The 26,955-nt window shown below is 66.9% G+C and carries 24 protein-coding genes and 1 tRNA gene; 11 read left to right on the top strand and 14 right to left on the bottom strand.

Translation table 11 applies throughout. From position 1 onward, the window contains the following. The first annotated feature begins 7 nt into the window (after positions 1-7). The 4 genes from OD750_RS06165 (at position 8) to OD750_RS06150 (ending at position 4,334) form a co-directional block, all read left to right on the top strand. The gene (locus tag OD750_RS06165; protein ID WP_263543382.1) at positions 8-592 is read left to right on the top strand and encodes an ECF-type sigma factor; all 585 of its coding nucleotides are present in this window, start codon (positions 8-10) and stop codon (positions 590-592) included. 22 nt (positions 593-614) lie between these two features. Then, positions 615-3,143 (top strand): serine/threonine-protein kinase, encoded by a 2,529-nt coding sequence (locus tag OD750_RS06160; RefSeq protein ID WP_263543381.1) that lies wholly within the window; start codon positions 615-617, stop codon positions 3,141-3,143. 137 nt (positions 3,144-3,280) lie between these two features. Further along, positions 3,281-3,787, top strand: a complete 507-nt coding sequence (locus tag OD750_RS06155; RefSeq protein WP_263543380.1) for a hypothetical protein — start codon at positions 3,281-3,283, stop codon at positions 3,785-3,787. Positions 3,788-3,959: 172 nt separating this feature from the next. Beyond that, the gene (locus tag OD750_RS06150; RefSeq protein ID WP_263543379.1) at positions 3,960-4,334 is read left to right on the top strand and encodes a hypothetical protein; all 375 of its coding nucleotides are present in this window, start codon (positions 3,960-3,962) and stop codon (positions 4,332-4,334) included. Positions 4,335-4,615: 281 nt separating this feature from the next. Here OD750_RS06150 and rlmB read toward each other — a convergent pair whose 3' ends face one another. Beyond that, positions 4,616-5,365, bottom strand: a complete 750-nt coding sequence (gene rlmB / locus OD750_RS06145) for a 23S rRNA (guanosine(2251)-2'-O)-methyltransferase RlmB (protein ID WP_263543378.1) — start codon at positions 5,363-5,365, stop codon at positions 4,616-4,618. Continuing rightward, positions 5,362-7,689, bottom strand: coding sequence for a ribonuclease R (gene rnr, locus OD750_RS06140; protein WP_425508211.1), 2,328 nt, complete (start codon positions 7,687-7,689; stop codon positions 5,362-5,364). The genes rlmB and rnr overlap by 4 nt, the downstream gene beginning before the upstream one ends. Before the next feature lie 125 nt (positions 7,690-7,814). Between rnr and OD750_RS06135 the strand changes: the two genes are divergently transcribed. Both OD750_RS06135 and OD750_RS06130 read left to right on the top strand, forming a co-directional pair. Then, positions 7,815-7,899 (top strand) — tRNA-Leu (locus tag OD750_RS06135). Positions 7,900-7,957: 58 nt separating this feature from the next. Further along, complete coding sequence (locus tag OD750_RS06130; protein WP_263543377.1) at positions 7,958-8,509, top strand: TFIIB-type zinc ribbon-containing protein; 552 nt, start codon at positions 7,958-7,960, stop codon at positions 8,507-8,509. Positions 8,510-8,519: 10 nt separating this feature from the next. On the opposite strand, the gene OD750_RS06125 is transcribed toward OD750_RS06130, so the two are convergent. The 11 genes from OD750_RS06125 to OD750_RS06075 all read right to left on the bottom strand — a co-directional run bounded on the left by OD750_RS06125 (position 8,520) and on the right by OD750_RS06075 (position 19,896). Further along, a complete protein-coding gene (locus tag OD750_RS06125; RefSeq protein WP_263543376.1) occupies positions 8,520-9,146 on the bottom strand; it encodes a LysE family translocator in 627 nt (208 codons plus the stop codon). Then, positions 9,143-9,841, bottom strand: a complete 699-nt coding sequence (locus tag OD750_RS06120; RefSeq protein ID WP_263543375.1) for a hypothetical protein — start codon at positions 9,839-9,841, stop codon at positions 9,143-9,145. The genes OD750_RS06125 and OD750_RS06120 overlap by 4 nt, the downstream gene beginning before the upstream one ends. Next, on the bottom strand, positions 9,838-10,275 hold the full coding sequence (locus OD750_RS06115; protein ID WP_263543374.1) for a VOC family protein: 438 nt from the start codon (positions 10,273-10,275) through the stop codon (positions 9,838-9,840). Before OD750_RS06115 ends, OD750_RS06120 begins: the two co-directional genes overlap by 4 nt. Next, the gene (locus tag OD750_RS06110; protein WP_263543373.1) at positions 10,272-11,564 is read right to left on the bottom strand and encodes an adenylosuccinate synthase; all 1,293 of its coding nucleotides are present in this window, start codon (positions 11,562-11,564) and stop codon (positions 10,272-10,274) included. Before OD750_RS06110 ends, OD750_RS06115 begins: the two co-directional genes overlap by 4 nt. A 226-nt stretch (positions 11,565-11,790) precedes the next feature. Further along, positions 11,791-12,654: a protease modulator HflC gene (gene hflC / locus OD750_RS06105; protein WP_263543372.1), complete on the bottom strand. Its 864-nt coding sequence runs from the start codon at positions 12,652-12,654 to the stop codon at positions 11,791-11,793. Beyond that, positions 12,651-13,739 (bottom strand): FtsH protease activity modulator HflK, encoded by a 1,089-nt coding sequence (gene hflK / locus OD750_RS06100; protein ID WP_263543371.1) that lies wholly within the window; start codon positions 13,737-13,739, stop codon positions 12,651-12,653. The genes hflC and hflK overlap by 4 nt, the downstream gene beginning before the upstream one ends. A 193-nt stretch (positions 13,740-13,932) precedes the next feature. After that, positions 13,933-15,237: a ribosome rescue GTPase HflX gene (gene hflX, locus OD750_RS06095; RefSeq protein ID WP_263543528.1), complete on the bottom strand. Its 1,305-nt coding sequence runs from the start codon at positions 15,235-15,237 to the stop codon at positions 13,933-13,935. 5 nt (positions 15,238-15,242) lie between these two features. Continuing rightward, a complete protein-coding gene (hfq, locus tag OD750_RS06090; protein WP_263543370.1) occupies positions 15,243-15,536 on the bottom strand; it encodes an RNA chaperone Hfq in 294 nt (97 codons plus the stop codon). Between the two features lie 234 nt (positions 15,537-15,770). Continuing rightward, a complete protein-coding gene (miaA, locus tag OD750_RS06085) occupies positions 15,771-16,712 on the bottom strand; it encodes a tRNA (adenosine(37)-N6)-dimethylallyltransferase MiaA (RefSeq protein ID WP_263543369.1) in 942 nt (313 codons plus the stop codon). 44 nt (positions 16,713-16,756) lie between these two features. Further along, positions 16,757-17,668: a hypothetical protein gene (locus OD750_RS06080; RefSeq protein WP_263543368.1), complete on the bottom strand. Its 912-nt coding sequence runs from the start codon at positions 17,666-17,668 to the stop codon at positions 16,757-16,759. 74 nt (positions 17,669-17,742) lie between these two features. Then, positions 17,743-19,896: a S46 family peptidase gene (locus OD750_RS06075; RefSeq protein ID WP_425508210.1), complete on the bottom strand. Its 2,154-nt coding sequence runs from the start codon at positions 19,894-19,896 to the stop codon at positions 17,743-17,745. A 128-nt stretch (positions 19,897-20,024) separates the two neighbouring features. Between OD750_RS06075 and OD750_RS06070 the strand changes: the two genes are divergently transcribed. After that, positions 20,025-20,771 carry an SIR2 family NAD-dependent protein deacylase gene (locus OD750_RS06070; protein ID WP_263543367.1) on the top strand — a complete coding sequence of 249 codons (747 nt, stop codon included), beginning with the start codon at positions 20,025-20,027 and terminating at the stop codon, positions 20,769-20,771. A gap of 66 nt (positions 20,772-20,837) precedes the next feature. Here the strand turns inward: OD750_RS06070 and OD750_RS06065 are convergent, their stop codons facing one another. After that, positions 20,838-21,485, bottom strand: a complete 648-nt coding sequence (locus OD750_RS06065) for a hypothetical protein (RefSeq protein ID WP_263543366.1) — start codon at positions 21,483-21,485, stop codon at positions 20,838-20,840. Between the two features lie 189 nt (positions 21,486-21,674). Between OD750_RS06065 and tdh the strand changes: the two genes are divergently transcribed. The 4 genes from tdh to OD750_RS06045 all read left to right on the top strand — a co-directional run bounded on the left by tdh (position 21,675) and on the right by OD750_RS06045 (position 26,945). Next, a complete protein-coding gene (gene tdh / locus OD750_RS06060) occupies positions 21,675-22,697 on the top strand; it encodes an L-threonine 3-dehydrogenase (protein WP_272841831.1) in 1,023 nt (340 codons plus the stop codon). 343 nt (positions 22,698-23,040) lie between these two features. Beyond that, positions 23,041-24,468 carry a hypothetical protein gene (locus OD750_RS06055; RefSeq protein ID WP_263543365.1) on the top strand — a complete coding sequence of 476 codons (1,428 nt, stop codon included), beginning with the start codon at positions 23,041-23,043 and terminating at the stop codon, positions 24,466-24,468. 370 nt (positions 24,469-24,838) lie between these two features. Next, a complete protein-coding gene (locus OD750_RS06050) occupies positions 24,839-25,795 on the top strand; it encodes a transposase (RefSeq protein ID WP_263543364.1) in 957 nt (318 codons plus the stop codon). A gap of 583 nt (positions 25,796-26,378) precedes the next feature. Continuing rightward, entirely contained in the window at positions 26,379-26,945 is a 567-nt protein-coding gene (locus OD750_RS06045) for an ECF-type sigma factor (protein WP_263543363.1), read from the top strand. Positions 26,946-26,955: the final 10 nt, after the last annotated feature.

Genomic DNA, 26,955 nt, shown 5'->3' with positions numbered 1-26,955 from the left:
ATCCTCGATGTCCACGATCACCGAGCTGCTGGATCGCTGGAAGCGCGGCGACCGCAGTGTCGAAGATGCGCTAGCGACCGACATCTATCCGGTGTTGCGCGAACTTGCGCGTACGCAGATCCGGCGTCACGGCGGCGTGCTCACGCTGCGCGCGACGGAGCTTGCGAACGAGGCGTACGAGCGCCTGCATCTGCAGCAGGGCGTCGACTGGCAGAACCGCAGCCACTTCCATGCGATCGCGGCCACGCTGATGCGCCGCGTCGTCGTCGACTACCTGCGCAACCGTACGGCAGAAAAGCGCGGCGGCGGCCAGTTGTTCGTCGCGCTCGACGAAGTGCAGCAGCGCGACGCGCCGTTCCAGGGCGACCAGGTCGACTGGCTCGCCGTCGATCAGGCGCTGACCGAATTCGCCGAAGCGCAGCCCGACGCCGCGCGCGTGGTCGAGCTGCGCCTGTTCTCGGGCCTCACGAAAGAAGAAATCGCCGAAGTCTGCGGCTCGTCGCGCGCGACCGTCGGACGCCAGTGGCGTTTCGCGCGCGCATGGCTCGCCGAGCGACTGGATATCGTGCCCGGCGATGAAGACGAACCCTGACCGCATCCGCCGGCTCGGCGCCTTGTTCGACGAGGCGCTCGACCTCGATCCGCTCGCGCGCGAGGCATTCGTCAAGCGCTGCATGGACGAGGACACCGAGATCGGCGCCGAACTCGAGCGCCTGGTCCTGCGCGACCAGCGCCTGATCGGTTCGAAGACGCAGTCGGCCGTCGGCATCGTCGAGGTGAGCCTCGACGCGACCGAACCGGACGCGCTCAAGCCGGGCGTCGTCGTCGGCAGCTACCGGCTCGAGGAAGAAGTCGGCGAAGGCGGCATGGGCCGCGTGTTCCGCGCGACGCGCATCGGCCCGGATTTCTCGCAGGAAGTCGCGATCAAATTCGTCCGCCGCGACCTCGTGCACCCGGCGCTGCTCAAGCGCTTTTCGACCGAGCGCGCGATTCTCGCCGCGCTCGACCATCCCGGCATCTCGCGCCTGATCGACGCCGCGACGACGACCGACGGCACGCCGTTCGTCGTCATGGAATTCGTGCGCGGCCGGCCGATCGTCGAATGGTGCAACGCGCACCAGCTGACGATCGAGGCGCGCCTGAAACTGGTGCGCAAGGTGCTCGCCGCGGTCGCGCACGCGCACCGCAATCTCGTCGTGCATCGCGACATCAAATCATCGAACGTGCTCGTCACCGACGAGGGCGAGACGCGGCTGCTCGACTTCGGCATCGCCAAGCCGCTGGGCCGCATCGGCAATACCGATGCGACCGTGACCGCCGAACGGTTTCTGACGCCGCGCAGCGCGGCGCCGGAACAGCTCGAAGCGGGCGCGATCACGATCGCCTGCGACATCCACGCGATCGGCATGCTGCTGTACGAACTGCTCTGCGGCCGCCAGCCGTTCGCGTTCGACACGATGACGCCGGGCGAAATCGAAAACGCGATCCGCCACGTCGCGCCGCCGCCGATGGCGAGCCGCGTCGCCGACGCCGATCTCGAAGCGGCGAAACAGCGCGGCCTGACGAGCGTACGCGACCTGCGCGCCGAGCTGCGCGGCGACCTCGAACACATCGTGCAGCGCTGCCTGCGCAAGCGGCCGGACGAACGCTACGGCACGATCGATCAGCTCGACAGCGATGTCGAGCACGTGCTCGAAGGCCGGCCGATCCGCGAACGGCAGAGCGACCGATGGTACCGGTGGCGCAAGTTCGTGGCGCGGCACAAGGTGGCGTCGGGGCTGGTCGCGGCGCTGTTCGTGACGATCCTGCTGGCGATCACGGCGATCGCGCGGCAGACGATTGCCATCGCGCATGAGCGCGATCGGGCGCAGCGTGCGGTAGGGCTGCTTAAGAGCGCATTCGCGGCGGCCAATCCGATGCAGATCAACGGTGCCAACGTAACCGCCAGACAAGTTCTGGACGCCGCACGGCCGAGTCTTGAAGCTACCTTCGAGACTCAGCCCGACGTCTACGCCGAACTCGGCGAAACGTTGGCTGAAGTCGAACTTTCGGTCGGTCTCGGTCAACAAGCCAGCGAACTTGCGCGACGAGCGACGTTAGCGGCACGCGCGGCAGGATTCGACGACAAGCAAATCGGCTCGCTCCTGATAACCGAAGCGCGCGCACTCATCGCCGCCGGCGACTACGACAACGCGAAAGCCAGACTGCATCAAGCTGCGGACGCCGGGTTTGCGACCACCCCGGAGTGGAAACTTGTGCAAGGAAACCTGTTGCAACACACCAGTCAGGCGCGCGAATCGGTGTCACCCTTACAACAGGCCGTGGATGAGACAAACGGGCGCCCTGCTACCGATGAGACGGCCAATCTCGCTCGCCTGCAGCTCGCCCAGGCCCTGGGCCGGGTCAATCGCCAGAACGAAGCGGTTACCTTGCTGGACGAAACACTACGTTGGCAACGACAGCAGCTCAAACCCGACCACCCTCGCTTGACTCTGACCCGTATCTACCGGATCGATGCACTGCGGCGTGCGGATCGCAACAACGAAGCGCTGGCGGAAGCGCCCGCGGTGTTGCAACAAGTGCTCCGCGTATTTGGATCGCGCAATTCGGTAACGGCGATTGCATACGCCGCACTTGGGAATGCGCAAAACGAAAACAAGCAGGCAGAGGATGCGGCGGAATCATTTCGACACGCTCTTGAAGCATCGCGCGCGTCCGTGGGCGACGACCATCAGAATACGTTGCGCCTGGCGTTCAATCTTGCACAGCTGCTCGTCGAACTCGGCAGCCACGATGAAGAAATTGAAGGGCTGTACCGGGATGTGCTCGTTCGGGGCGGCAAGCAGGCCGAGACTTTGCGTTCGACGCTCGTGTTCTGGCGCATCAGCTTTGCGCGGTTCCTGTTGGATCGCGGGCGGGCACCAGCCGCGCTTGCGCAACTCGTCAGTCCTGAGAGTACGGAGCAATTGAAGCTCGCGAGCGGGCGAACCGTCGACGATTTCACCAAAATATTGCAGGAAGCAGCGAACGCCTGTGGCTGCGACGACAAGCTCGCGGTTGACCCGCCAACCGATTGCGCCGCCGTTCTCGAGCTGACGAAGCAAACGCAGACCGCTGCACATTCGCCTGGGAATTTACAATAGCCTTGAGCCTTTCAGCCTCGCAAATCCGTCTGTCTTATGATCCCGAAATACGTCCTCATTTGGCAGCCAAGAATTGAGGCCGGCCCCGATCTCTCCGGTGAAACCGTCATCACCGCGAATACCATGAGGAATTGACCATGAGAACGCTTCATCCGCTATCCATAGCATTCGCGTTAGCTGCCGTCGGCTGGACCGCAGGCAATTCCGCCGTCGCCGCCGAACTGTGCGAACTCGTGAAATGCGCGAACGGTTGCTACACGTCAAGGCTGAAAGCCGCTGATTTACCTGCCTCAGGCAGCGGACAAGTGCTAGTCACGGAAGGCTGTCCGATCAGCGAAGACACCACCAATGACTACATCGGCTTCAAGATACCTCTCGCCTCCGCGCCAGGGCCCGTTTCGCTGGACTGCGCGAACGTAGACGGTCATCACTATTGCGAAGCCTGGCCGCAAGGCGACAGCATCACGTACTCGTGGTCCTCCGGCGGCAGCTTTGTGCCGGACAGCGGTTCCGGCTCCGCCAACCCGGTCCGCGGCTTCAGCTGCACGCCGGGCACGCAGGGCACGATCACTGTCATCGCTTACAGTCCGAGCGGCGCCTCGAAGAGCCAGACCGAGAGCGTGACCTGTCCCACCACGCCATAAGCGACTTTTTTAGGGGACCGTGAGCCGGTCCCCCCTCGATCCGCGAGTAGTAAATATGGGGCGGCAACCGCCCTGCCGTAACGCAGCCGCCGCGCCCCCTGAACACGGCGGCTGCGTTGCCGGCCTTGATCGCAGGCCCCGCCTGCGCCCTCGGCGGATGACGGTCTCTTCTATGCGTTCCCCGCGTCTGATTTCGATAGTCGCCCTGTTCGCCGCCGCCAACGTCGCGTCGGCTGCCGGCGTCGACTGCGCGGCAACCGCCGACGGCTACCGTTGCGAAGCCTGGCCGCGCGGCGAGCGCTACACCTACTACTGGAACACCGTCGGCAATATGCGCGTGTCCGAGAGCGGCGCGTCGGCCGATCCGAGCCGTCGCATCGATTGCGTGGCGGGCCGCTACGGCGCCGTCGCCGTTACCGTCGTCGCGCCCGCCGGCTACGTCGAAACCGCGACGCAGACGCTGCGCGGCTGCCCGGCCGCTGCGCAGGCCACCGCACACGCGGTCGCCGGCCCCGGTACGACCTTGCTCGCCCGCGACGGCATCTGACGCTCCACTCGCTGTTCCCGCCCGAAAACGAGCCGCGCAGCGCTGCGCGCGCCGTCCTCGCTCCATTCCCCATGCACTGACTGCCAGCCGCATCGCCTGCGTGACGAACGCGGAAAGCGCGAGTACTGCGAGATCGTCGCCGCGATCGCACTGCTGCGTTCATCCGCAGGCACGCGAGCGCATATCCGCAGAGGCGGCCCGATCGCGGCAGGCGCAGGCGCGAATCGCTACCGCGATGCCGACGAGGCCCGGCACGCCGTGCCAGGCCATCGCGAACCGGCTTAAGGCTTGCGCGCGGCGCGCTGCCGCAGCGCTTCGAACAGTGTGACGCCGGTGGCTACCGACACGTTCAGGCTCTCGACGCTGCCGCGCATCGGAATGCGCACGAGAAAGTCGCACTGCTCGCGCGTCAGGCGGCGCAGGCCCTCGCCTTCGCTGCCGATCACGAGCGCGATCGGACCGGCCAGATCGACGCCGTAGAAATCGGCGTCGACGTCGCCGGCGAGGCCGACGAGCCAAACGCCCATGTCTTTCAACGAACGCAGCGTGCGCGCGAGATTCGTCGCCGCGATGAACGGCACGCGGTCGGCCGCGCCGGCCGACGCGCGGCGCACGATCGGCGTGATGCCGACCGCCTTGTCCTTCGTCACGACGACCGCGGTCGCGCCTGCGGCTTCGGCGCTGCGCAGGCACGCGCCGAGGTTGTGCGGATCGGTCACGCCGTCGAGGACGACCACGAGCGCGCCCTGCCCCGCCGCTTCGACCAGCGCCTTGAGGTCGGCCTCGGTGCGCGGCGGCGCCGCGCGGTATTGCGCGACCACGCCCTGGTGCCGCGCGCCGCCGGTCATGCGATCGAGCAGTTCGCGCGTACGGCCGTGCGGCTTCACGCCGAGATCGCGCGCGCGTTCGGAAAGCTCCTTCAGTCGCGCGTTCGTCGTGCCGGTTTCGATGAAGAGTTCGACGATATTGCCGGGATCGTGGCTCAGTGCGGCATCGACGGAATTGATGCCGAACAACAACTCGTGACTCATCGACGCTTGCTCCCTGCGGGTTCTTCGGCAACCAGGCGGAAATCGATCTTGCGGTCTTCCAGGCTCGCGCGCAGCACCTGCACGCGCACGGCGTCGCCGAGACGGAACTTCAGACCGCGGCGCTCGCCGGACAGCAGATGGCGGATCGGATCGAAATGATAATAGTCGTTCGGCAGCTGCGTGATGTGCACGAGGCCGGTCACCTTCGAATCGACGAGTTCGACGAACAGGCCGAACGACGTGACGCCCGAGACGATACCGTCGAATTCGCTGCCGACGTGCTTCTCCATCCACGCGCACTTGTAGCGCTCGTCGACGTCGCGCTCGGCTTCCTCGGCGCGCCGGCCGCAGTTGGAGCAGTGCACCGCCATCGCGCCCATCGCGTTGGGCGTGTACAGGTAATCCGCGGGCTTGCCCTTGGCGATCGCGTGGCGGATCGCGCGATGCACGAGCAGGTCCGGATAGCGCCGGATCGGCGACGTGAAATGCGCGTACGCGTCGAGCGCGAGGCCGAAATGGCCGTGGCATTCCGGCTGATACACCGCGAGCGCCTGCGAGCGCAGCAGCACCGATTCGATCAGGCTCGCGTCCGGGCGCTTTTGTACCTTTTTGATCAATGCGGCATAGTCGCCCGGCACCACTTCGGCCGCCGGCGGCATCTTCAGGCTGAAGTCCTTGAGAAACTCCAGCAGATCCTGGTACTTGCCCTCGGGCGGCGACTCGTGCACGCGGTACAGCGCCGGAATGCGGCGCTTGTGCAGGAACTTCGCGGCTTCGACGTTCGCGGCGATCATGCACTCTTCGATCAGCTTGTGCGCGTCGTTGCGCGGCTCGGTGCCGAGCTGCACCACCTCGCCCGACGGCGCGAGGCGGAACTTCACCTCGGCGCTTTCGAAGTCGATCGCGCCGCGCTTCTTGCGCGCCTTCGCCAGCACCTTGTACAGCTGGTGCAGATGCTCGACGTGCGGCATCAGGCTGCCGATCTCGGCGCGCGCGTCGGCGTTCTTCTCGCCGATCGCCTGCCACACGCGGTTGTAGGTCAGGCGCGCATGCGAGCGCATCACGGCTGGATAGAAGGTCGACTTCACGACCTCGCCTTCGCGGTCGATGCGCATGTCGCACACCATGCACAGCCGCTCGACCTTCGGGTTGAGCGAGCAGATGCCGTTGGACAGCGTCTCGGGCAGCATCGGCACGACGAAGCCGGGGAAATACACCGACGTGGCGCGCTTGTACGCTTCCTCGTCGAGCGCCGTTTCCGGCCGCACGTAGTGCGACACGTCGGCGATCGCGACGACGAGGCGGAAACCGGTCTCGGTCGGTTCGGCGTACACGGCATCGTCGAAGTCGCGCGCATCCTCGCCGTCGATCGTCACGAGCGGCAGGCCGCGCAGGTCCTTGCGGCCGTCGATCTCCTCGCGCGTGACTTCCGGTTCGACGTCCGCCGCTTCGCGCAGCGCCTTGTCGGGCCATTCGTGCGGGATGCCGTGACTGGCGATCGCCATTTCGACGACGAGCGACGGCGACAGGCGTTCGCCGAGCACGGCGACGATCTTGCCGACCGGCCCGCGATGCAGCTCCGGCGGATCGGTGATCTCGGCGACGACGATCTGGCCCGAACGCGCGCCCTGGTCCTTGCCGGGCGGGATCAGGATGTCCTGATGCAGACGGCGGTCGTCCGGCGCGACGAGCACGAGGCCGTCCTTCTCGACGACGCGGCCGACGAGCCGCGACGAGCGCCGTTCGAGCACTTCGACGATCGCGCCCTGGCGGCGGCCGCGGCGGTCGACGCCGACGATGCTGCCGAGCACGCGGTCGCCGTGCAGCACCTTGCGCATTTCGAAAGGCGACAAGTACAAATCTTCACCGCCGACGTCGGGCTTGAGAAAGCCGTAGCCGTCGGGATTGGCGATGACCACGCCCGGCACGAGGTCGAGCTTCTGCGCGACGCCGTAGCCGCCGCGGCGGTTCTGGATCAGCTGGCCGTCGCGCAGCATCGCGGCGAGGCGCTTGGTCAGCGCTTCGAAATCGCGTTCGTGCGCAAGATCGAGTTCGCGCGCGATCGCTTCGGCATTCATCAGCTGGCCGCGTTCGTCGAGAAACGCGAGGATCGCCTCGCGGCTCGGAATCGGGTGTTCGTAGCGCTGCTTTTCGCGATCGGCGTAGGGATCGGCGACCGAGCCGGACTGCGCCGGCGTCTTTTTCGCAGCAGGTTTCGCCGCCGCGGAACGGCCGCGCGGAGACTCGGGGATTTCCGGCATCCAGGCCGGACGTTGCGGCTTGTTGGTGCCGCGACGCGTAGATGTGTTCCTGGTTTTCTTCATGTGTTCTCTCGTTGAGTGGGCGCAGACTCGTACACGGCGGTAGAGATTGCAAGCCAAGCGTTGACAAGGTTGTGCCCGATCAGTACAGTTCGCGCCCTTCGCGGTGACACCATCGTGAAGCACCTGCCCAGGTGGCGGAATTGGTAGACGCACTAGTTTCAGGTACTAGCGGGGCGACCCGTGGAGGTTCGAGTCCTCTCTTGGGCACCAAATTCGATGAAGGCCCGCCTAGTGCGGGCCTTCGTTTTTTACGCGTTGCGGAGTCGTCATGGCCAGTCTGTGTCCGTACTGCAAGGATCGCGAACTCAACCCGACCCGCATCGAACAGAGCCTGCCCGCGCTCGGCTGCGAGCACTGCGGCGGCACGCTGCTGTCGCTGGTGAGCTATCGCCACTGGCGCGAGCGCCAGCCCGCGCAGGATGACGCGACCGCCGACGCGCCGATCGAAGTGAAGGACACGCCGCTCGCGCTGCAGTGTCCCAAGTGCGACCGCTTCATGTCGAAGTTCCGCCTGACCGCCGACACGCGCAACCACGTCGACCTGTGCGTGCACTGCGACGAGGTGTGGCTCGACAACGGCGAGTGGCACCTGATCGACCGCCTTGCGCTCGCCGGATCGCTCACGCGCGTGTTCACGCAGCCGTGGCAGCTGCACGTACGCCACGTCGAGGCCGAACGCCGCGCCGAAGAACGCTGGGCCGACCGCCTCGGCGACGACTACGACCGCGCGCGCGAACTGCAGACGTGGCTGCGCGACAACCCGAATGCGCGCGACGTGCTGACGTACCTGCAGCAGGTGCTCGACGACCTGCCGCGCTGAGGCTGCCGCGCTATTTCGTCGCAAAAGCAAGCCGTATACCGAAACCGAGCATCACCGCGCCGACGACGCCGTCGAGCCAGCGCCGCACGCGACCGCGCGAGAGCCAGCCGCCCAGGCGCGCCGCCGCGAGCGCGACGAGCGAAAGCCACGCCAGCCCCATCGCATAGTGCGTGCCGATCAGGAGCACCGACTGCAGCGCGACCGGCTGCGCCGGGTCCATGAACTGCGGCAGGAAAGCAAGGTAGAACAGCGCGATCTTCGGGTTCAGCGCGTTCGTCAGCACACCCTGCCAGTACGCGCGACGCAGCGACGGCTGCACGCTGCCGGCCGCCGCGGCGTCGATGTCGCGCGCCGGCGCGAACGCGCCGCGCAGCGCGTTCGCGCCGATCCACAGAAGATACAGCGCGCCGAGCGTCTTCACGACGAGAAACGCCGCGGCCGAATACACGAGCAGTTGCGCGAGCCCGCCGGCGAACAGCGCCATCGGCACGACGCCGCCGCTCGTGATGCCGGCAACGGTCGCCAGACCGCCGCGCGCGCCGTTCTTGACCGCGTTGCCGATCACGAGAAACGTGTCGGGCCCCGGCGCCAGCGTAACGGCGAGCGCCGCGGCGCAGAACGCGAGATACGAATTCACGGCACGGCCTCCGAAGTCGCCTTGTCCGGCGCCGCGAGCGCGAACGTCAGCCGGCCGACGCTTTCGACCGGCACGACTTCGACCGTGCGCGACTCGCCGCAGTACAGAAATACATAAAGACTCGTCGTTCCGATCAGGCGCGGCTTGGCGCAGAGCCCCGCACGCACCTCGGCGTCGGCGCTGAACGCCACGACGCGCCCGCCGTCGCGCTTGATGATGTCCTTCGCCTGGCCGGTGACGTAGGCGAAGAGTATCCACAGGCTCATCCAGACGATACCGACGGCGAGCCATCCTTCGCCCGTGACGAACCCGATGCGGTCGCGCACCCTCGCCTGCCAATGCGGCGCGACGATCCATCGCCACCACCAGCGCTGCATCAGCGCATCGACGCGTTCGGGATTGCGCGCCGCCCACCGCTCGGGCATGCCGAGCACCCAGCTCAGCGCGACGGCGAAGACGATGATGAAGAGAAACGCCGGATCTCGCAGGCCCGCCGCGAGAAAGTCGGTGACCGCCATGAACTCGAGCACCGGCACGCCGAACGCGCGGTAGTACCAGTAGCTCGACCACAGCCCGATCGCCGACGTCGCGAAGTACGCGAAGCTCAAGAGCAGCGCCGGCTGACGCCACGCGCGCGCGGCGAGCGTGCGCGGCAGCGTCGTCTCTTTCGCGGCGCCGGTCGCCTCGTGCGTCATCGCGCGCCGGCGTCCTGCGACTCGTACGGCGGGCCCTTGAGCTCGACCGTATTGCCTTCGGGGTCTTCCAGATACAGCGACGGCCCCTCGCCTTCCGCGCCGTAGCGCGAGCCGAATTCGCCGATCGCGACGCCGTGCGCCTGAAGATGCGCGCGGATCGCGTCGACATCGAACGGCTCGACGCGCAGGCAGAAGTGATCGAGGTTGCGGCCTTCGCGCCCGGGCGCCGCGCCGCCCATGCGCCCGAGCTTGCCGTCGATCGACACGAGGTCGATCAGCGAGCTGCCCGCGCGCAACTGCAGGAGGCCGATCGCCGCCTGGTCGCGTTCGATCGTGCAGCCGAGCACGTCGCAATAGAAGCGCGCGAGCGCCGCCTGGTCGACCGCGCGCAGCACGATGTGATCGATCTCGCGCAGCGCGATCGGATGCGTCATGCGAACGGATCTCGCAGGATGATCGTGTCGTCGCGATCGGCACCGGTCGCCACGAGCGCGAGCGGACACTCGGCGAGCTCCTCGACCGCGCGCAGATACGCGCGCGCCGCCGGCGGCAGCTTGCTGAATTCCCGCACGCCGGAGGTCGGTTCCTGCCAGCCCGGAAATTCGAGATAGACCGGCTTGCATTCGTCCCAGCCGGCGGCGTCGAGCGGCGCGAGCGTGCGCTGCTTGCCACGGTACTCGTACGCGATGCACACCTTGATCGACGGCAGGCCGTCGAGCACGTCGAGCTTGGTGATCGCAAGGCCGTTGATGCCGCTCACCTGCACGGCGCGCTTGAGCGCCACGAGGTCGATCCAGCCGCAGCGGCGCGGACGGCCGGTGGTCGCGCCGAATTCGTTGCCGCGCTTGCGCAGGAGCTCGCCCATGTCGTCGTCGAGCTCGGTCGGGAACGGGCCGCCGCCGACGCGCGTCGCGTAGGCCTTGGCGATGCCGAGCACGTAGTCGATGTCGCTCGCGCCGACGCCGCTGCCGGCGTACGCGCCGCCGACCGTGGTGTTCGACGAGGTGACGTACGGATACGTGCCGTGATCGATGTCGAGCAGCGAACCCTGCGCGCCTTCGAACAGGATGCGCTTGCCGGCGCGGCGCAGGTCGTACAGCACGGTCGAGACGTCGTCGACCATCGGCTTGACGTACGCGCCGAATTCGAGCGCTTCGTCGAGCACCTGCTGGCAATCGACCGTCGGCGCCTTGAGCCAGTGCTCGAGCACGAAGTTGTGATAGTCCATCGCGTCGCGCAGCTTTTCGGCGAGCTGGTCGGGATAGAAGAGATCCGCGACGCGCACGCCGCGGCGGGCGACCTTGTCCTCGTAGGCGGGGCCGATGCCGCGGCCGGTCGTGCCGATCGCCTTGGCGCCCGACGCCTTCTCGCGCGCCTGATCGACGGCGATGTGGTACGGCATGATCAGCGGCGTCGCCGGCGAGATCTTCAGGCGCGAGCGCACGTCGACGCCCTGCGCTTCGAGTTCGCCGATTTCGGTGCGCAGCGCGGCCGGGGACAGCACCACGCCGTTGCCGATCAGGCACAGCGCGTCGTCGCGCAGGATGCCGGACGGAATCAGGTGCAGCACGGTCTTCTTGCCGCCGATCACGAGCGTGTGGCCGGCGTTGTGGCCGCCCTGGAAGCGCACGACGGCGCCCACCTGCTCGGTCAGAAGGTCGACGATCTTGCCCTTGCCTTCGTCGCCCCACTGCGCGCCGAGAATGACTACTGACTTGCCCATGTGGATATCGCTCCGGAAAAAAACCGATGGATCGCCGGCCCGCTGGCCGACGACGCACGCGACAGCGCGCCGGCCATCGAGGATGGCGGCGCTGGCTGACACGACCGGTGCGAAATTGTACGGGAACTGTTGCCGTCGGCCTAATCGACGTTCGCCGTAGACCGCGGATCGGCTCGCCGGCGCGGCGGCAGCGGCGCGGCATGCGAGTCGCATGCCGCGCGGCGGGTCACTTGCTTTCGTTGAAGTACCGGAAGAACTCCGACTTCGGATCGAGCACGAGCACGCCGTTGCGCTCACGGAACGACTCGCGGTACGCATCGAGGCTGCGCGAGAACGCGTAGAACTCCGGATCCTTGCTGTACGCCTGCGCGTAGATCTCGGCCGCCTTCGCGTCGCCCTCGCCGCGTACCTGCTGCGCGGTCTTGTTCGCTTCGGCGAGCAGCACCTGGCGCTGGCGGTCGGCGTCGGCCTGGATCGTTTCGCCGGCTTCCTTGCCGCGCGCGCGCAGGTCGTTGGCCACCTGCTTGCGCTCGGCGCGCATGCGGTCGTACACCGACCCGAGCACCGTGCCTTCCTCGGGGAAGTTGATGCCGCTGATGCGCACGTCGACGATTTCGATGCCGAGCGACGACTTGGTCGCGCGGTTCGCCTGGTCGCGCACGTGCTTGGTGATGTCGACGCGGCCGTCGGCGATCAGCTCGTGCAGCGGGCGCGCGTTGAACTCGAATCGCAGCGCGTCCTTCACGATCGGCGTCAGTCGCTGGTTCGCCTGCGCTTCCTCGCCGGCCGACGCGCCGTAGTACTTCGACAGGTCGTCGATGCGCCACTTCACGTAGAAGTCGACGAGCACGCTCTTCTTCTCGGACGTGAGGTACCGCTCGGGCTGCGAATCGAGGCCGAGGATGCGCTTGTCGAACGGCAGCACCTGCTGGATGAACGGCAGCTTCCAGTGCAGGCCGGGCTTGTAGTCGGTCTGCACGATGCGGCCGAACTGCAGCAGCAGCGCGGTCTGGCCTTCGCGCACGACGAACGCCGAATTGACGCCGACCAGCAGCGCGAGCGCGACAATCAGGGCGATCACGGTTTTCATCGAGCGATCTCCCGTTTGGCGCGCGCGTCGTCCGGCAGCGCCTGCAGCAGCACGCCGGTACCCGGCTGCAGCGTGCCGGTCGGCGTATTGAAGCGGTCGAGCGGCAGGTTGAGGATGTTGCGGCCGTTGCTGCCGTCGAGCACTTTCACGCTGTCGGCGAGCACCTGCTGCATCGTTTCGAGGTACAGGCGGCGGCGCATCAGTTCGGGCGACGCCTTGTACTGCGCCACCAGCAGGTTGAAGCGCTCGGCCTCGCCCTGCGCGATCGCGATGCGCTCGGCGCGAAAGCCTTCGGCCTGCGCCTTGATGCGCGCGGCCTGGCCGCGCGCTTCAGGAATCACCTGGTTCGCGTAGGCCTGCGCCTCGTTCTCGATCTGCTGCTTGTTCTCGCGCGCGTTGGTCACGTCGTCGAACGCCTCTTTCACTTCGTGCGGCGGCGCGACGACCTGGAAATTCACTTCGGTGACGAGCAGGCCCGTCTCGTACGATTCGAGCGTTTCCTGCAGCACCTTCTTCGTCTCGCTGACGAGTTCGGAGCCCTGGCCCGAGAGGATCGTGTCCATCTCGCTGCCGCCGATCACCTGACGCACGGCGCTTTCGGCCGCCTGCTTGAGCGTGGCCTCCGGCTCCTTGACGCGGAACAAATACTTCTCGGCGTCGCCGACCTGGTACTGCACGTTGAAGCTGATCTCGACGATGTTCTCGTCCATCGTCAGCATGCGCACCTTGTCTTCGAGCGCGCGGATCTTGGTGATCTCGACCTTGGTGACGGTCTCGATCGGGCGCGGCCACTTCAGGTTGAAGCCCGGCGGCAGCACGCGCGTCTTCTGGCCGAAGCGCTGCACGACGCCGACCTCGCGCGCGTTGATGACGCTCCAGCTGTCGAGCGCGACCCACGCGAGCACGAGCGCGATGACGACGATCGCAAAACCGCCGCTGCCGCCACTGCTGCTGCCGCTGTCGGATCCGCCGCCGCCGAACAGGCCGCCGAAGCGTTCTTTCAGCCGGCGCAACGTCTCGTCGAGATCGGGGCCTTTCTGGTTGCCGCGCCAGGGGTCACGCTTGCCCGGCTCATTCCACGCCATGGGTTTTAACCTCGTTGTTATCGCGCTTGCCGCGTGCGCCGTACGTACATGGAGAGCACTGAAGCAAATATTGCGCGGTTGTCGTTTCCGGCAACCGCGAAGGACGGACGCGTTGCGTCGTCGAAGGCGGGTTGCGACCGGATTGTACAGGGGCCATTCGCGTTTTTTCTCTCCGCCGCCACGGCAGTCAGCCTTAGCTGGCGTCGCCGAGGGCGGACTTCAAGAACGAGCCGTCCCCGTCCGGCAGACCGAACAACGGCTGCAACCGGGACATCGGCGCGTCGATGTCGAGGTGCCAGCCGTCCTCGTCGCTCGTTTCGCCGGACACGACGCCCGCGGCGAACAGCCGCGAACGCAGCCGTCCCTGCGCCGTCGACAGGTCGAGCCGCGTCTGCACGCGTTCGCGGCCGAGCGAGTCGGCGATCGCCTGGCCGAGCAGGTCGATGCCGATGCCTTCGGCCGCCGACACCCACACGCGCGCCACGCGCCCGCCGTCGATCCATTCGAGCCGCGGCGCCGCACCTTCGACGCGATCGAGCTTGTTGAACACGACGACCTGCGGCACGTCCTGCGCGCCGATCTCCGCCAGCACCGCTTCGACGTCGGCGACGCGCTGGTCGCGCTCGGGATCGGATACGTCGATGACGTGCAGCAGCAGGTCGGCGTCGCGCGTCTCGGCGAGCGTCGACTTGAACGCGGCGATCAGGTCGTGCGGCAGATCGCGGATGAAGCCGACCGTGTCGGCCAGCACGAACGGGCCGCAAGGCAGCCCTTCGATGCGGCGCAGCGTCGGGTCGAGCGTCGCGAACAGCTGGTCGGCCGCGTAGACGCCCGCGCCGGTGATGCGATTGAACAAAGTCGACTTGCCCGCGTTGGTATAGCCCACGAGCGACACGAGCGGCACCGCGTTGCGCAGCCGGCCGCGGCGCGCCTGCTCGCGCTGCACGTTGACCTTTTCCAGGCGCTGCTCGAGCACCTTCACCTTGTCGGCGAGCAGGCGACGGTCGATTTCGAGCTGCGTTTCGCCGGGACCGCGCAGGCCGATCGCGCCGCCGCGCTGCCGCTCGAGATGCGTCCAGCCGCGCACGAGGCGCGTGGACATGTGCTTCAACTGCGCGAGCTCGACCTGCAGTTTGCCTTCGTGCGAGCGCGCGCGCTGCGCGAAGATGTCGAGGATCAGGCCGGTGCGGCCGACCACGCGACATTCGCAGAATTTTTCCAGATTGCGCTCTTGTACAGGACTCAGCGCGTGATTGACGAGAATGAGGTCGGCCTCGTTCACCGTCTTGAGCGTTTTGAGCTCCTCGGCCTTGCCGGTGCCGATGAAGAAACGCGGGTTGGGTTTTTCGATGCGCGCGTTGAGCGTGCCGACGACGGTGGCGCCGGCCGAACGCGCAAGCTCGGCGAATTCATCGAGCGCCGCGGCGGCATCGCCCTCGCCGACCCACGCCGGCTGGACGATGACCGCGCGCTCGCCTTTCTTAGATCGTTCGAACAGGAGATTTAGCCTTCCGTATGGTCCGCGTGCTCGGCTTCGGTGCTGTCAGCCGGCGTCGCGTGGCCGTGGCCGTGATGGCCGTTGTCGGTGATGCGCACGTTGCGGCTCGGCACGACGGTCGAGATCGCGTGCTTGTAGACCATCTGACTGACGGTGTTGCGCAACAGCACGACGAACTGGTCGAACGATTCGATCGTGCCCTGCAGCTTGATGCCGTTGACGAGATAGATCGACACCGGCACGCGTTCGCGGCGCAGCGCGTTCAGAAACGGGTCTTGCAAGGACTGCCCTTTTGACATTGGTGTTCTCCTGAAAGCGAACCGGAAAAAAAGCCGCTGGGAACCGTCGGTGAAAGCCGTCGCATCCTTTGCGACGAATCGCCAACCCGGCGCCCCGGTCCAAACGAAATCAATATTAACCGGTCTTGAACGTTGCGAGAATGTCGGTTGCGTCATGAAACCGACGTAGACGCGCGCATCGCCGCCGAAGGGTGGCCGGCGACGCGTCGCAACCATCGCGTTTCCCGACTCGATTCACTCGGGAAGAAACGCCGCAACGGCTCGCACGGCCTGATCAATGAGGTCGGTTCGTTCCGGATCAAGCGCCAGCGCGTCGATCTCGGCGCGCAGCATGGTGATCTGCCGCTTGGCGAGCTGGCGCGTCGCGAAAACCCCGCGCTCGGCGAATTCGCGCGCGTCGAGCTCGCCGTCCAGATGCTGCCACGCCTGCCGGTAGCCCACGGCGCGCATCGCCGGCAGGTCGGCGTGCAGGTCGCCGCGGGAACGCAGCTTTTTTACTTCGTCCAGAAATCCCATTGCCAGCATCGCCTCGAAGCGCTGCGCAATGCGCGCATGCAGCGGCGCCCGGTCGCGCGGCATCAGCGCGAGCTTGAGAAACCGGTACGGCGGCCGCTCGCCGCGCGTACCGTGCAGTTCCGACAGCGGCCGGCCCGACACGGCGATCACTTCGAGCGCGCGCAGCACGCGCTGCGTGTCGCTGGCCCGGATGCGCAAGGCGGCGGCCGGATCGCGCGCCGCTAGCCGCGCGTGCAGCGCCGCGAGGCCGTCGCGGTCGAGCTCGCCAGCCAGGCGCGCACGCACGTCGGGGTCGGCCGGCGGCAGGTCGGAAAATCCCGTCGTCAGCGCGCGGAAATACAGACCCGTGCCGCCGACGAGCAGCGGCGTGCGGCCCGCGGCGACGATGTCCGCCATTTCGCGCAGCGCGTCTTCGCGAAAATCGCCGGCCGAATAAGGCGCGTCCGGTTCGCGGATGTCGATCAGGCGGTGCGGCCAGCGCGCGAGCGTCGCCGCGTCGGGTTTCGCGCTGCCGATGTCGAGTCCGCGATAGACGAGCGCCGAATCGACGCTGACGAGATCGACCGCGAACCTGTCGGCCAGCGCGCACGCGAGCGCGGTCTTGCCCGACGCGGTCGGGCCCATCAGGAGAATCGCGAGCGGTCGGCGGTCGGCAGGCATCGCGCGATTGTAGCGGGCCGCGCGATGTCGTTAAGGCCGGCGAGCTATTGGCGTCCTTCCGCGCATGCCGTCGTCTCGCGAATGAACTTGCGCAGGCCGCGCGCGAGCGAAGTGCTGCCGTCGTCGTGCACCGAACCGCGCAGCACGTCGTCGATCGCCCAGTGTCCGCTTTCCATGCTGAGCTTGAGTTCGTCGGTCCAGGTGTACGCGCGGTATTCGTGGCCTTTCGGATAGTCCGGATTGATGTCGAACAGGCGCGATTCGACCGTCGCCCGGCCCGAACGCGTCTTGATCGGGCCGACGACCACCTCCGTCGCGCCTTCGTAGTTGCCGACGAGCTGGCTGCCTTCGAACAATGGCGGCTTCAGATCGCGCGGCGTCTTTGCCGCACAGGCCGTTTCGATGGTCCAGGCGCGCGCGAGCAGGTCCGCGAGCGTCGGCGACAGGTATTTCTTGACGATTTCCTGCTCGGCGGGATTGAGAAGGCCGCTCGGCTTCTGCGTCAGCACGAACGCGTAGAAACCGCGCACCACGCCGTCGGCGGTCGCAAGGTCGGTCGGCGTGCGCCCGTCGAGATAGGCGCCGATCGCCTCGGTCATCTCCGGATCGATCGCGTTCGCTTCGAGCACGTCGTGCACCGCGCGCAGCTCGGCGAGGTCGCAGCTCGACAGTTCGGCCTGGCGCAGTTCGAGATTGCGCGCGAGGTTGCGCAGGTACGTGTCGGCGTCGACCTCGGGACGCAGATCGTCGAGCTTCGGTCGGCGGTACACCGTCCACGCCGGGCCGAACTTGAACAGCGCGCACCGGCAGTCGCACGGCTGCGCCTGCACGTCGGTCGTGCGGCGCAGGTCGCCCCACGCACGGCTGCCCGGCGACTGCAGGAATCCCCGCAGTTCGCCGGCCTCGGCCGGTATCGCGCACCACAGCAACGCGAGCAGCAAACCCAATCGCAACATGTCGAGCACCGATCGTGACACCTCGGATCGACCAGATCCGGCCCGGCGCGCAGGCGCGCCGGGCCGGCCGGCGCCTACGGCGCGACGCCCATCTCGTCGAGCAGATTCCGGGCGTGGTCGATCTTATCCATGATCCACAGCATGTAGCGCACGTCGACCTGGATCGAGCGCGTCAGCCCCTTGTCGAAAATCCAGTCCGCGCTGACGCTGTCCCAGTTGCCGTCGAACGCAAGACCGACCAGACGGCCCTTCGCATCGAGCGTCGGCGAACCGGAATTGCCGCCGGTGATGTCGAGGTCGGCGAGGAAGTTGACCGGCAGCGTGCCGATCGACTTCGCCGCGTAGCGGCCGTAGTCGCGCGACTTGAGCGCATCGTATTCCGATTTCGGCGTGTTGAACGGATCCTCGCCGGTCGTCTTGGCGACGATGCCCTCGCCGGTCGTGAACGGCAGGAATTCCACGCCGTCCTTCTTGAACCCCTGCACCTTGCCGAACGTCACGCGCAGCGAGCTGTTCGCGTCGGGATAGACCGGCTGCCCCTGCGCCTGGTTGTACGCGATCATCGCCTGCATGAAGCGCGGGCGCAGACGCAGCTCGTCGCCCTGGCGCTCCTTCTTGGCCCGCTCGAGCGCGAGAAGGTCGGGCATCAGCGCGACCATGAACCTGAGCGCCGTGTCGTTCGAGGCTTCCACGTCCTTCTTCGACGCCTTGAACCACGTCAGGCGTTCGGTCGTATCGGTCAGCTTCGTGCCGGCATAGAGCGCGGCCACTTTCTGCGCGACGGCGTCGTCGGCGACTTCGCCGGTGCCGAGCCACGCGTCGAGACCGGCCACGCGCTGCGCGGCCGGCAGCTTCACGTAGTGCTGCGCGAAGCGCGTGAGCAGCTGCTGGTCGACCTTCGGGTCCATCCGGCGTTCGAGCTGCTTGAGGTTGCCTTCGAGCTTCGCCTCGTCGCGTTGCTGGAACCCCGCCTCGCGCTGCATATCGGGCTTGGTGCGTTCGCTCGCCGTGCGGTAGATCGTGTACGCGGCGCTGTACAGGCCGGTGCGCGCGAGATAGCCGAGCGTGAGGTCGCGGTCGCGCGTCGCGCGCTGTCTCGCCAGCACGCCGCGCAGCGCGTCGATGTCGCCGGCGAGCGCCGCGTTGGTGCCGCCCGCCTGCGCGAGCCAGTCGGTCAGCGCTTTCTCCTTCGCCGTCTTGTAGACCACGGCGTCGGCCTTCGCGAGGCCTTCGAGCTGGCCGCGGAAGTTCTTCAGATAATTGTTGTAGCTCGCGACGGCGCTCGCGTACTTCACCGCGACGCCCGGATCCTTCGCGCCGGCCGCGTTGACGATGTCGAGAATCTCGGTGTACCACGCGATGTTCGTCGGATACGACCAGGCGATCGCGTCGTTCGTCTCCTCGGCGAGGCGATAGCGGTTCGTGCGGCCGGGATAGCCCGTCACCATCACGTAGTCGCCCGCGTTCACGCCGTCGGCGTTCACCGGCAGGAAGTGCTTGGGCTTGTACGGCACGTTGTCCTTCGAATACGGCTTGGAGCTGCCGTCTTTGGCGACGTACGCGCGCAGGAACGAAAAATCGCCGGTGTGGCGCGGCCACATCCAGTTGTCGACGTCGCCGCCGAACTTGCCGATCGCGTCGGGCGGCGCGTAGACGAGGCGCACGTCCTTGATTTCGCGCTGGCGCACGAGCTGGAAGCTGTAGCCGCCGTGGAAGTTGTACACATCGCAGCGGATGCCCGGTTTTTCGCATTTCTTGACGAGCGCCTTCTCGGCCGCGTCGATCGCGTCGTAGCGCGCGAGGCCGCCGACGTCGGGCTTGATCTTGCCGACGATTTCGCGCGTGACGTCGCGGATTTCCTCGGTCACGTAGACGCGCAGGTTCGGATCGCCCGGCAGCTCCTCGGCGATCGACTTGGCGAGAAAGCCCTGCTCGATCAGATTGCGCTCGGCGGTCGAGTTGTACTGGATCGCGCCGTACGCGCAGTGGTGGTTCGTCACGACGAGACCCTGCGGCGAGACGAACGACGCCGTGCAGAAGCCCAGACTGACGATGGCGCCCATGGTCGGGCCGGCGAGATCGGTCAGCTGCGACGGGTCGAGTTCGAGCCCGCGCTCCTTGAGCTGTCCGGCGATCGACGGCAGTTGGGCCGGCTGCCACATGCCCTCGTCGGCGTGGGCGGCGCCGGCCAGGGCGCAAACGACAGCGGTAAAGAGGATTCTGCGCACGATCGATGTCTCCCCATGAGACAGAAGAAACGGCGCTTATGCCTGAGCGGTGCACGCCGGGGCCAGCCCCGAAAGTCATGGCGCATCCCGGCCGCCGGCTTACGGAACGCCTGTGCGACACTGCGCGCATGCAATCCGCCGCCATTGTCGCCGCGCGCATCGCACGCGCGCGCCACACCCTCGTTCTGACCGGCGCCGGCATCTCGGCCGAATCGGGCGTACCGACGTTCCGCGATGCCCAGACCGGCCTGTGGTCGCGCTACCGCCCCGAAGACCTCGCCACGCCCGAAGCGTTTCGCCGCGATCCGGCGCTGATCTGGCGCTGGTACGAATGGCGGCGCGGTCTCGTCGCCGCGGCCGCGCCGAACGCCGGCCATCGCGCGTTGGCGGATCTGGCGCGGCGGGTGTCGCTGACGCTCGTGACGCAGAACGTCGACGGCATGCACCAACGCGCGGGCTCGCCCGGCACGATCTGCCTGCACGGCGATCTGTTCCGCAACATCTGTTCGATCACGCGGCTTGCGATCGAGCCGGAATGGATCGCCGCGCACGGCGACGAGGAACCGCCGCCGTCGCCGCATCATCCGGACGGCTACGCGCGGCCCGGCGTCGTTTGGTTCGGCGAAAACCTGCCGCAGGATGCGCTCGATGCCGCGCTCGCCGCGGCGCGGCGCTGCGACGTGGTGCTGTCGATCGGCACGTCGGGCATGGTGCATCCGGCCGCCGGACTGCCCGGCGAGGCGCAGCGCAACGGCGCGTGGTTCGCCGAGATCAATCCTCAGCGCACGGCATTGTCGGACGGCGCCGACCTCGTCGTCGCCGACACGGCGGCACGCGTACTGCCGGCGATCGTCGCGGCGCTGTCTGGTGCATAAAAACTAGTGCATAAAAAAAGACGCCGGCAATGCCGGCGTCTTCGTCACGCGAAACCCTACCGGGTATCAGTCGATGCTGAACTGCTGCAGCGACACCGGCACGGTGACGTCGCACGCGGACTGGTTCGTGCAGATCAGGCGCAGGCCCTGGCACACGGTCGGCGCGGCCGCGGCCGCCCAGTTGGCGTCGGGATCGACAGACGTGTCGTCGAAATCCTCGTGCCATTCGATGCGCAGGATGCCGTCCGCGCCGACCGGGATGTCGCCGAGCGGAACGTCGGCGAACATGATGACGCCGTCGGTCGTCACTTCCTCGGTGCCCGGATCTTCGGTCTGCGACGCGGTGAAGGTGATCGCGTTCGGATCCTTCGTGTCCGAGCTCGAGAACGTGATCTGCGCTTCGGCGAGCCAGCTCGGATCGTTCGCGGTGACGCTCGCGTCGACGGCGACGCCGGTCAGCGAGTTGCCCGCGCCGATGTTCAGCTGGACCACCGAGTTGTTGGCATCACCCGACGCGAACGCACCGTTCGACGTCTTGCCGGCGGCGCTCAGGCAGGGAACGCTGCCCGAAGGAACGAAGCTGCCGCGCGCGGAAACCACGTGCTGGCCCCTGGCGTTCTTGAACATGAAACCGTCGCCGGACGGCTTGGCCGCCTGCGCCGTACCCGCCAACGCAACCGCGATACCCGCGGCCAATACTAAAAACTTTTTCACTTATACCCCCGTACTGCTATGACTGCGAACGGCCCCCCGTCGCATAGAACGCTCGATACTATACGGGCACGAACTGGCTCACAATCCGTCGTCAGGCACAGCACCGGCCTTGTCTTGCGGACACCGTCCGGTGACGCGACTGCACTTATAATCGCGGCTTCACCACCGAGGTAAGCCATGTCGAAGACGATGAAAGCCCTGGTCAAACGCGAAGCGGCCAAGGGAATCTGGATGGAGGAAGTGCCGGTGCCGGAAATCGGCCCGAACGACGTCCTGGTCAAGCTCGAAAAGACCGCGATCTGCGGCACCGACCTGCACATCTACAAGTGGGACGAGTGGTCGCAGCGCGTGATCAAGCCCGGTCTCGTGATCGGCCACGAATTCGTTGGCCGCATCGTCGACATGGGCCCGGGCGTGCGCGGCTACACGATCGGCCAGCGCGTGTCGGCCGAAGGCCACATCGTCTGCGGCGTCTGCCGCAACTGCCGCGCCGGCCGCCAGCACCTGTGCCCGAACACGGTCGGCATCGGCGTCAATCGCGCCGGCGCGTTCGCCGAGTACATCGCGATGCCGGCCTCCAACCTGTGGCCGATTCCCGACCAGATTCCGTCCGAACTCGCCGCGTTCTTCGACCCGTACGGCAACGCCGCGCACTGCGCGCTCGAATTCGACGTGATCGGCGAAGACGTGCTGATCACCGGCGCCGGCCCGATCGGCATCATCGCCGCCGGCATCTGCAAGCACGTCGGCGCGCGCAACGTGGTCGTCACCGACGTCAACGACTACCGCCTGAAGCTCGCCGCCGAAATGGGCGCGACGCGCGTCGTCAACGTCTCCAAGCAGTCGCTCAAGGAAGTCGTCAGCGAACTGCACATCGAAGGCTTCGACGTGGGCCTGGAAATGAGCGGCAACCAGCGCGCGTTCAGCGACATGCTCGACTGCATGTACCACGGCGGCAAGATCGCGCTGCTCGGCATCCTGCCCAAGGGCGCCGGCATCGACTGGGACAAGGTCATCTTCAAGGGCCTCACGCTGCAGGGCATCTACGGCCGTCGCATGTACGAGACCTGGTACAAGATGACGCAGATGGTGCTGACGGGCTTCCCGCTCGCCAAGGTGCTCACGCACCAGATTCACATCGACGACTTTCAGAAGGGTTTCGACCTCATGGATCAGGGCAACTGCGGCAAGGTGGTCTGCAGCTGGAACTGACCTCGATCAAGCCGGCGCGCGACCGACGCGCGCGCCGGTTCGACGCGAACGGGCGGGCCCGGCGGCTGGCGCCACGCAAAAAAGCAGCCATTGCCACAATGGCAATTCTGATGAATTTCACGCGACAGAGCCGCACGCGACGAGCCTGCGCTAACGCGCGCCCCGATGGCCTCGCAACGGCTGCCGGACGCGACCGCCCGCGAATCGGTACCGCGCGCGTGGCGCCGAACTGAACGAATAGCGGCCAATTCGGCGCCGGCGGGATTTTTGGGGATAATCGCCGGTCTTCAAACCGCCGCGCGCGTTCGCGCATCCCAGGCACACCGCCGAAAGAGTCCCGCCGTTGCGTCCGCTTTACGCCCTCCTCCTCGCCGCGCTCGCAGGCCATGCCGCCGCGGGCGAAACCGAACCGGTGCTCGACGCCGCCGCGATCGTGCAGCCGTCGCTGTTGTCCGGCCCGGGCTACTCGGTCGCGCCGCAGGCGCAGGTGCACGGCTTCATGGCGCGCTTCGAGGTGACCACGCCGTTCGGCGCGCTGACGGCGCCGAGCGTCGAAATGCTCGCGGTGCGCGCGGCCGAACTGCCGGCGATCGAAGCGCTCGAACGCGCGGCGAAATCCGAGGCGTTCGCGCACGCACTCGCGGAGCGCGCGAAGAAAACGGGCAACGCGGTGTGGCAAGTGGTGACGAATCCGGTCGACACGCTGATCGGCCTGCCCGAAGGCGTCGCGCGCTACTTCGGCAAGAAGCTCGACAGCTGGGGCAGCCGCGCGCAGTCGGCGTCCGACCGCGCCGCGCGCACGTTCGGCGCCGATGGCGACCCGTTCAAAACGCCGCAGGCGCCGCTCGGCGCGACGCGCGAGCCGGTGCCGGGCGAACCCGTGCCGCCGAAAGAGAGCAAGGCGTGGTACGAGCGCGTCGGCAAGGAAGTGGGCCGCGAAGTGCGCCGGCAGCTCGACTACAACAAGATGCGCCGCGAAATGGCGCGCCACCTCGGCATCGATCCGTACACGAGCAACCCGTACGTCAACGCGCGGCTCGACGCGCTCGCGTGGGCCGCGGTGTGGGGCAACTTCTCGGCCGGCATGGCGCTCGACGCGATCGGCGGCACGGCCGAAACGGTGATCGAAACCACCGGGCAGCTCAACGCGATGGTGTGGCAGCTCGATCCGGAAAACCTGCGCGAGAAAAACCGCGTGCGCATCGCGAACTGGTGCAGCGACGATTTCGCGCTGCGGCAGTTCCTGCGCCGCGGCGGCTTCAACGACAGCCTGCGCACGAGCCTCGCCGACGAACTCGATGCGCTCAAACCCGCGGCCGGCTGCAACGACCTCGTCGAGATCGGCGCCGGCACGCGCACCGAACTCGAAGCGCGCTTTCTCGTCAACGCGCTGAAACTGATCCGCCGCCACGCCGGCGCGCCGGGCGGCAAGCTCGTCGTCGCGGGCGCGGCGATCGCGTGGCGCGCGCCGGACGGACAGCTGTACCTGCCGCTGCCGGTCGACTGGCTGAGCTGGACCGACGCGATCGACGCGTTCTTCGAGCTGCCGCAGTGGCGCGAGAAGGACAAGACGCTCCTGATCGGCGGCGACGCGTCGATGACTGCGCTGCGCGAACTCACGGCGCGCGGCTGGACGACCGATGTGCGCGCGGCGTACGACGGCGCGCCGGCGTATGCGGAAGATATCTCGCAAGGATTGCGTCGCGCGGCCGACGAACCGGCAGTGCAACTATGCGTCGGCGATGTGGCGGAGACTTCGGGGTGTCTTTGAGGCGACGCCGGAATTTTGGCCCAATCTCCGCTCTATTCTCGCCTCGGTCTTAGCTCGTTGTCCCAGCGAACGCTGAGATCCATTTTTTTATTTTTCTGCTTTTCTCTTTTGCACGTCATCGCGGCAGAGGTCGGCCTGCGCAGGCATGGATGCCGAAGCAAACATCCGAGCAGCGAACGGACCGAAGGCCGAACTGCGGAAGCGCCGGGTCATCCAGCCTCTCAAACTTGGACACCCAACTTAAGTCATCCAACTTCTCAAATTCGGACACCCGACTTTCGTAGCGTCAACGAAACGATCAGCCAATTCCGACATGTTTCCCGGCGTACGACTGAAGCAATCGGCGCCTCGCAGGCCGATGCTTGCCGTCATGACCATCCCCCGCTTCCATACCGTCGATCCGTGTGCCAGCGGCACCTTTCATGTCGTTTCGCGATGCGTTCGGCAGGCTTGGCTGTGCGGCCGTGATCCGGTCACCGGCCGCGACTTCTCGCACCGCAAGCGCCGGATAGAGGACCGTATCGCTGCACTCGCAACCCAGTTTGCGATCGGCGTCTACGCGTATGCGGTGATGAGCAATCACGTTCATCTGGTCGTTAGAACCGCACCGGAGCTCACCGAAGCCTGGAGCGATCTCGACGTCCTGCGCCGTTGGTTCTCGGTATCGCGCCGCAAGGCCGATAACGACGCGTCGATCGAGCAGCGCGTACTTGCCTCGTCCGGCAACACCGCGCTGGTTGCCGAGTACCGCCTGCGCCTGAGCAACCTGAGCTGGTTCATGCGGTTTCTCAACGAATCGATCGCGCGCACCGCCAATGCGGAAGACGGCTGCAAGGGACGCTTCTGGGAGGGACGGTTCCGTTGCCAGGCACTGCTCGACGACGCGGCGGTGCTCAGCGCAATGACGTACGTGGACCTCAATCCCGTGCGCGCCAAGGTCGTGACCGCGCCGGAAACGGCCGAACACGTGTCGTTCCGGCGGCGAGTCGATCGGGCAAGAGTGCGCCGCGAAGCGGTTGAGCCGCTCGCACCGATTGCCGGACCGGGCTCGGTGCTCGGCGTCAGCGAACGCGAATATCTCACGCTCGTCGACGAAACGGGTCGCCTGCTTCATGCCAGCAAACCCGGCGTCATCGATCGCGCGTTGCCGTCGATCGTTCGACGGATAGGCCTGTCAGAAAACGCGTGGCTGTTGCAAGTGCAAGGCACGCAATCGCGCTACCGGCGGGCGATCGGGTTGGTCGAGGCGCTGGTCGACAAGGCAGAGGAGCTGCAGCAGCGGTGGCTCAAAGGCGTGATGTTTGCGAGGCAGTTGAAAGTCGCCTAGCCCGCAAGCGACAGATGCTGCCGGCGTTTTCCCTTCCCCGGTGTCTACGACTTCCTTTCCGCGCCGGCTCCAGGTTCCGCTTGCCGGCGAAATCATCGCGTAGCCCGGAGCAGCCGCAACGAAACTTCAGGAAGAGCCGCGACTCGATCGACGCTCGGCGTTTCTCGTGGCTGTCTACTGGAATTCGGGTGTCCAGTTTTTCGCAGTCTTTTGCTACTGAAATTGGGGTGTCCAGTTTTCCGGGTGTCCAGATTTTCTGGTGTCCAGTTTTTCGGTCTGCTGAATTCTGGGTGTCCAGATTTTCTTTGGATTTTCCGGCGGGGTGTCCAGATTTTCCGGCGGCGCACGGAACCTGCCGGCGCGACGCTCCACTCCGTCACTGCAACGCGACTGCCCTTCACCCGCGCTTCCGGCCGGCCGCCCCCGCGTTTCGCCCCGCCGCACCGACCGACCCCAGCCGCCACACCCGAAACCTCCGCCCAAACCCCACTCTGTGACGCCCGTCACACCCCGTCTGCCGCCCCGTCGAGGCAACGTCGCCCGCCGCGGCGGCATACTGCGACCCGGCGGATCGGGGGGCGATATGGCTGCGGCGCTGGAAAACCACGACATCACGCAACTGCTGCACGCATGGCGCGGCGGCGACGGCGGCGCGCGCGAAGCGCTGCTCACGCTCGTCTACAGCAACGTGCGCGCGATCGCGGCCAGTTCGCTGCGCCACGCGCCGGGCGCGACATTGACGCCCACCGAGATCGCACACGAAGCCCTGTTGCGCCTCATCGGCGGCGACGGCAACTGGCACGACCGCCGGCATTTCTTTCACGTCGTCGCGCAGGCCACGCGCCAGGTGCTCGTCGACGCCGCGCGCCGGCGCCATGCCGACAAGCGCGGCGGCGCGGCCGAACACATCGCGATCGAAGCCGCCGCGCACGTCGCCGCGAACGATTCCGACGCCGACCTCTTGCGCGTCGACGCCGCGCTGTCCGAACTCGCGCGCAGCGACGAGCGCCGCGCGCGCACCGTCGAACTCGCCTACTTCGGCGGCTTCTCGCGCGAGGAAATCGCCGCGGCGCTCGCGGTGTCCGAAGGCACCGTCGATCGCGACCTGCGCCTGGCGCGCGCCTGGCTCAAGCAAGCGCTGACCGCGTGACGCCAACCGC

It is taken from the genome of Tahibacter soli, assembly GCF_025717065.2.
Classification (GTDB): Bacteria; Pseudomonadota; Gammaproteobacteria; order Xanthomonadales; family Rhodanobacteraceae; genus Tahibacter; species Tahibacter soli.
The sequence above is the reverse complement of the archived record's forward strand: the minus strand, read 5'-3'. Positions and strand labels throughout refer to the sequence as shown.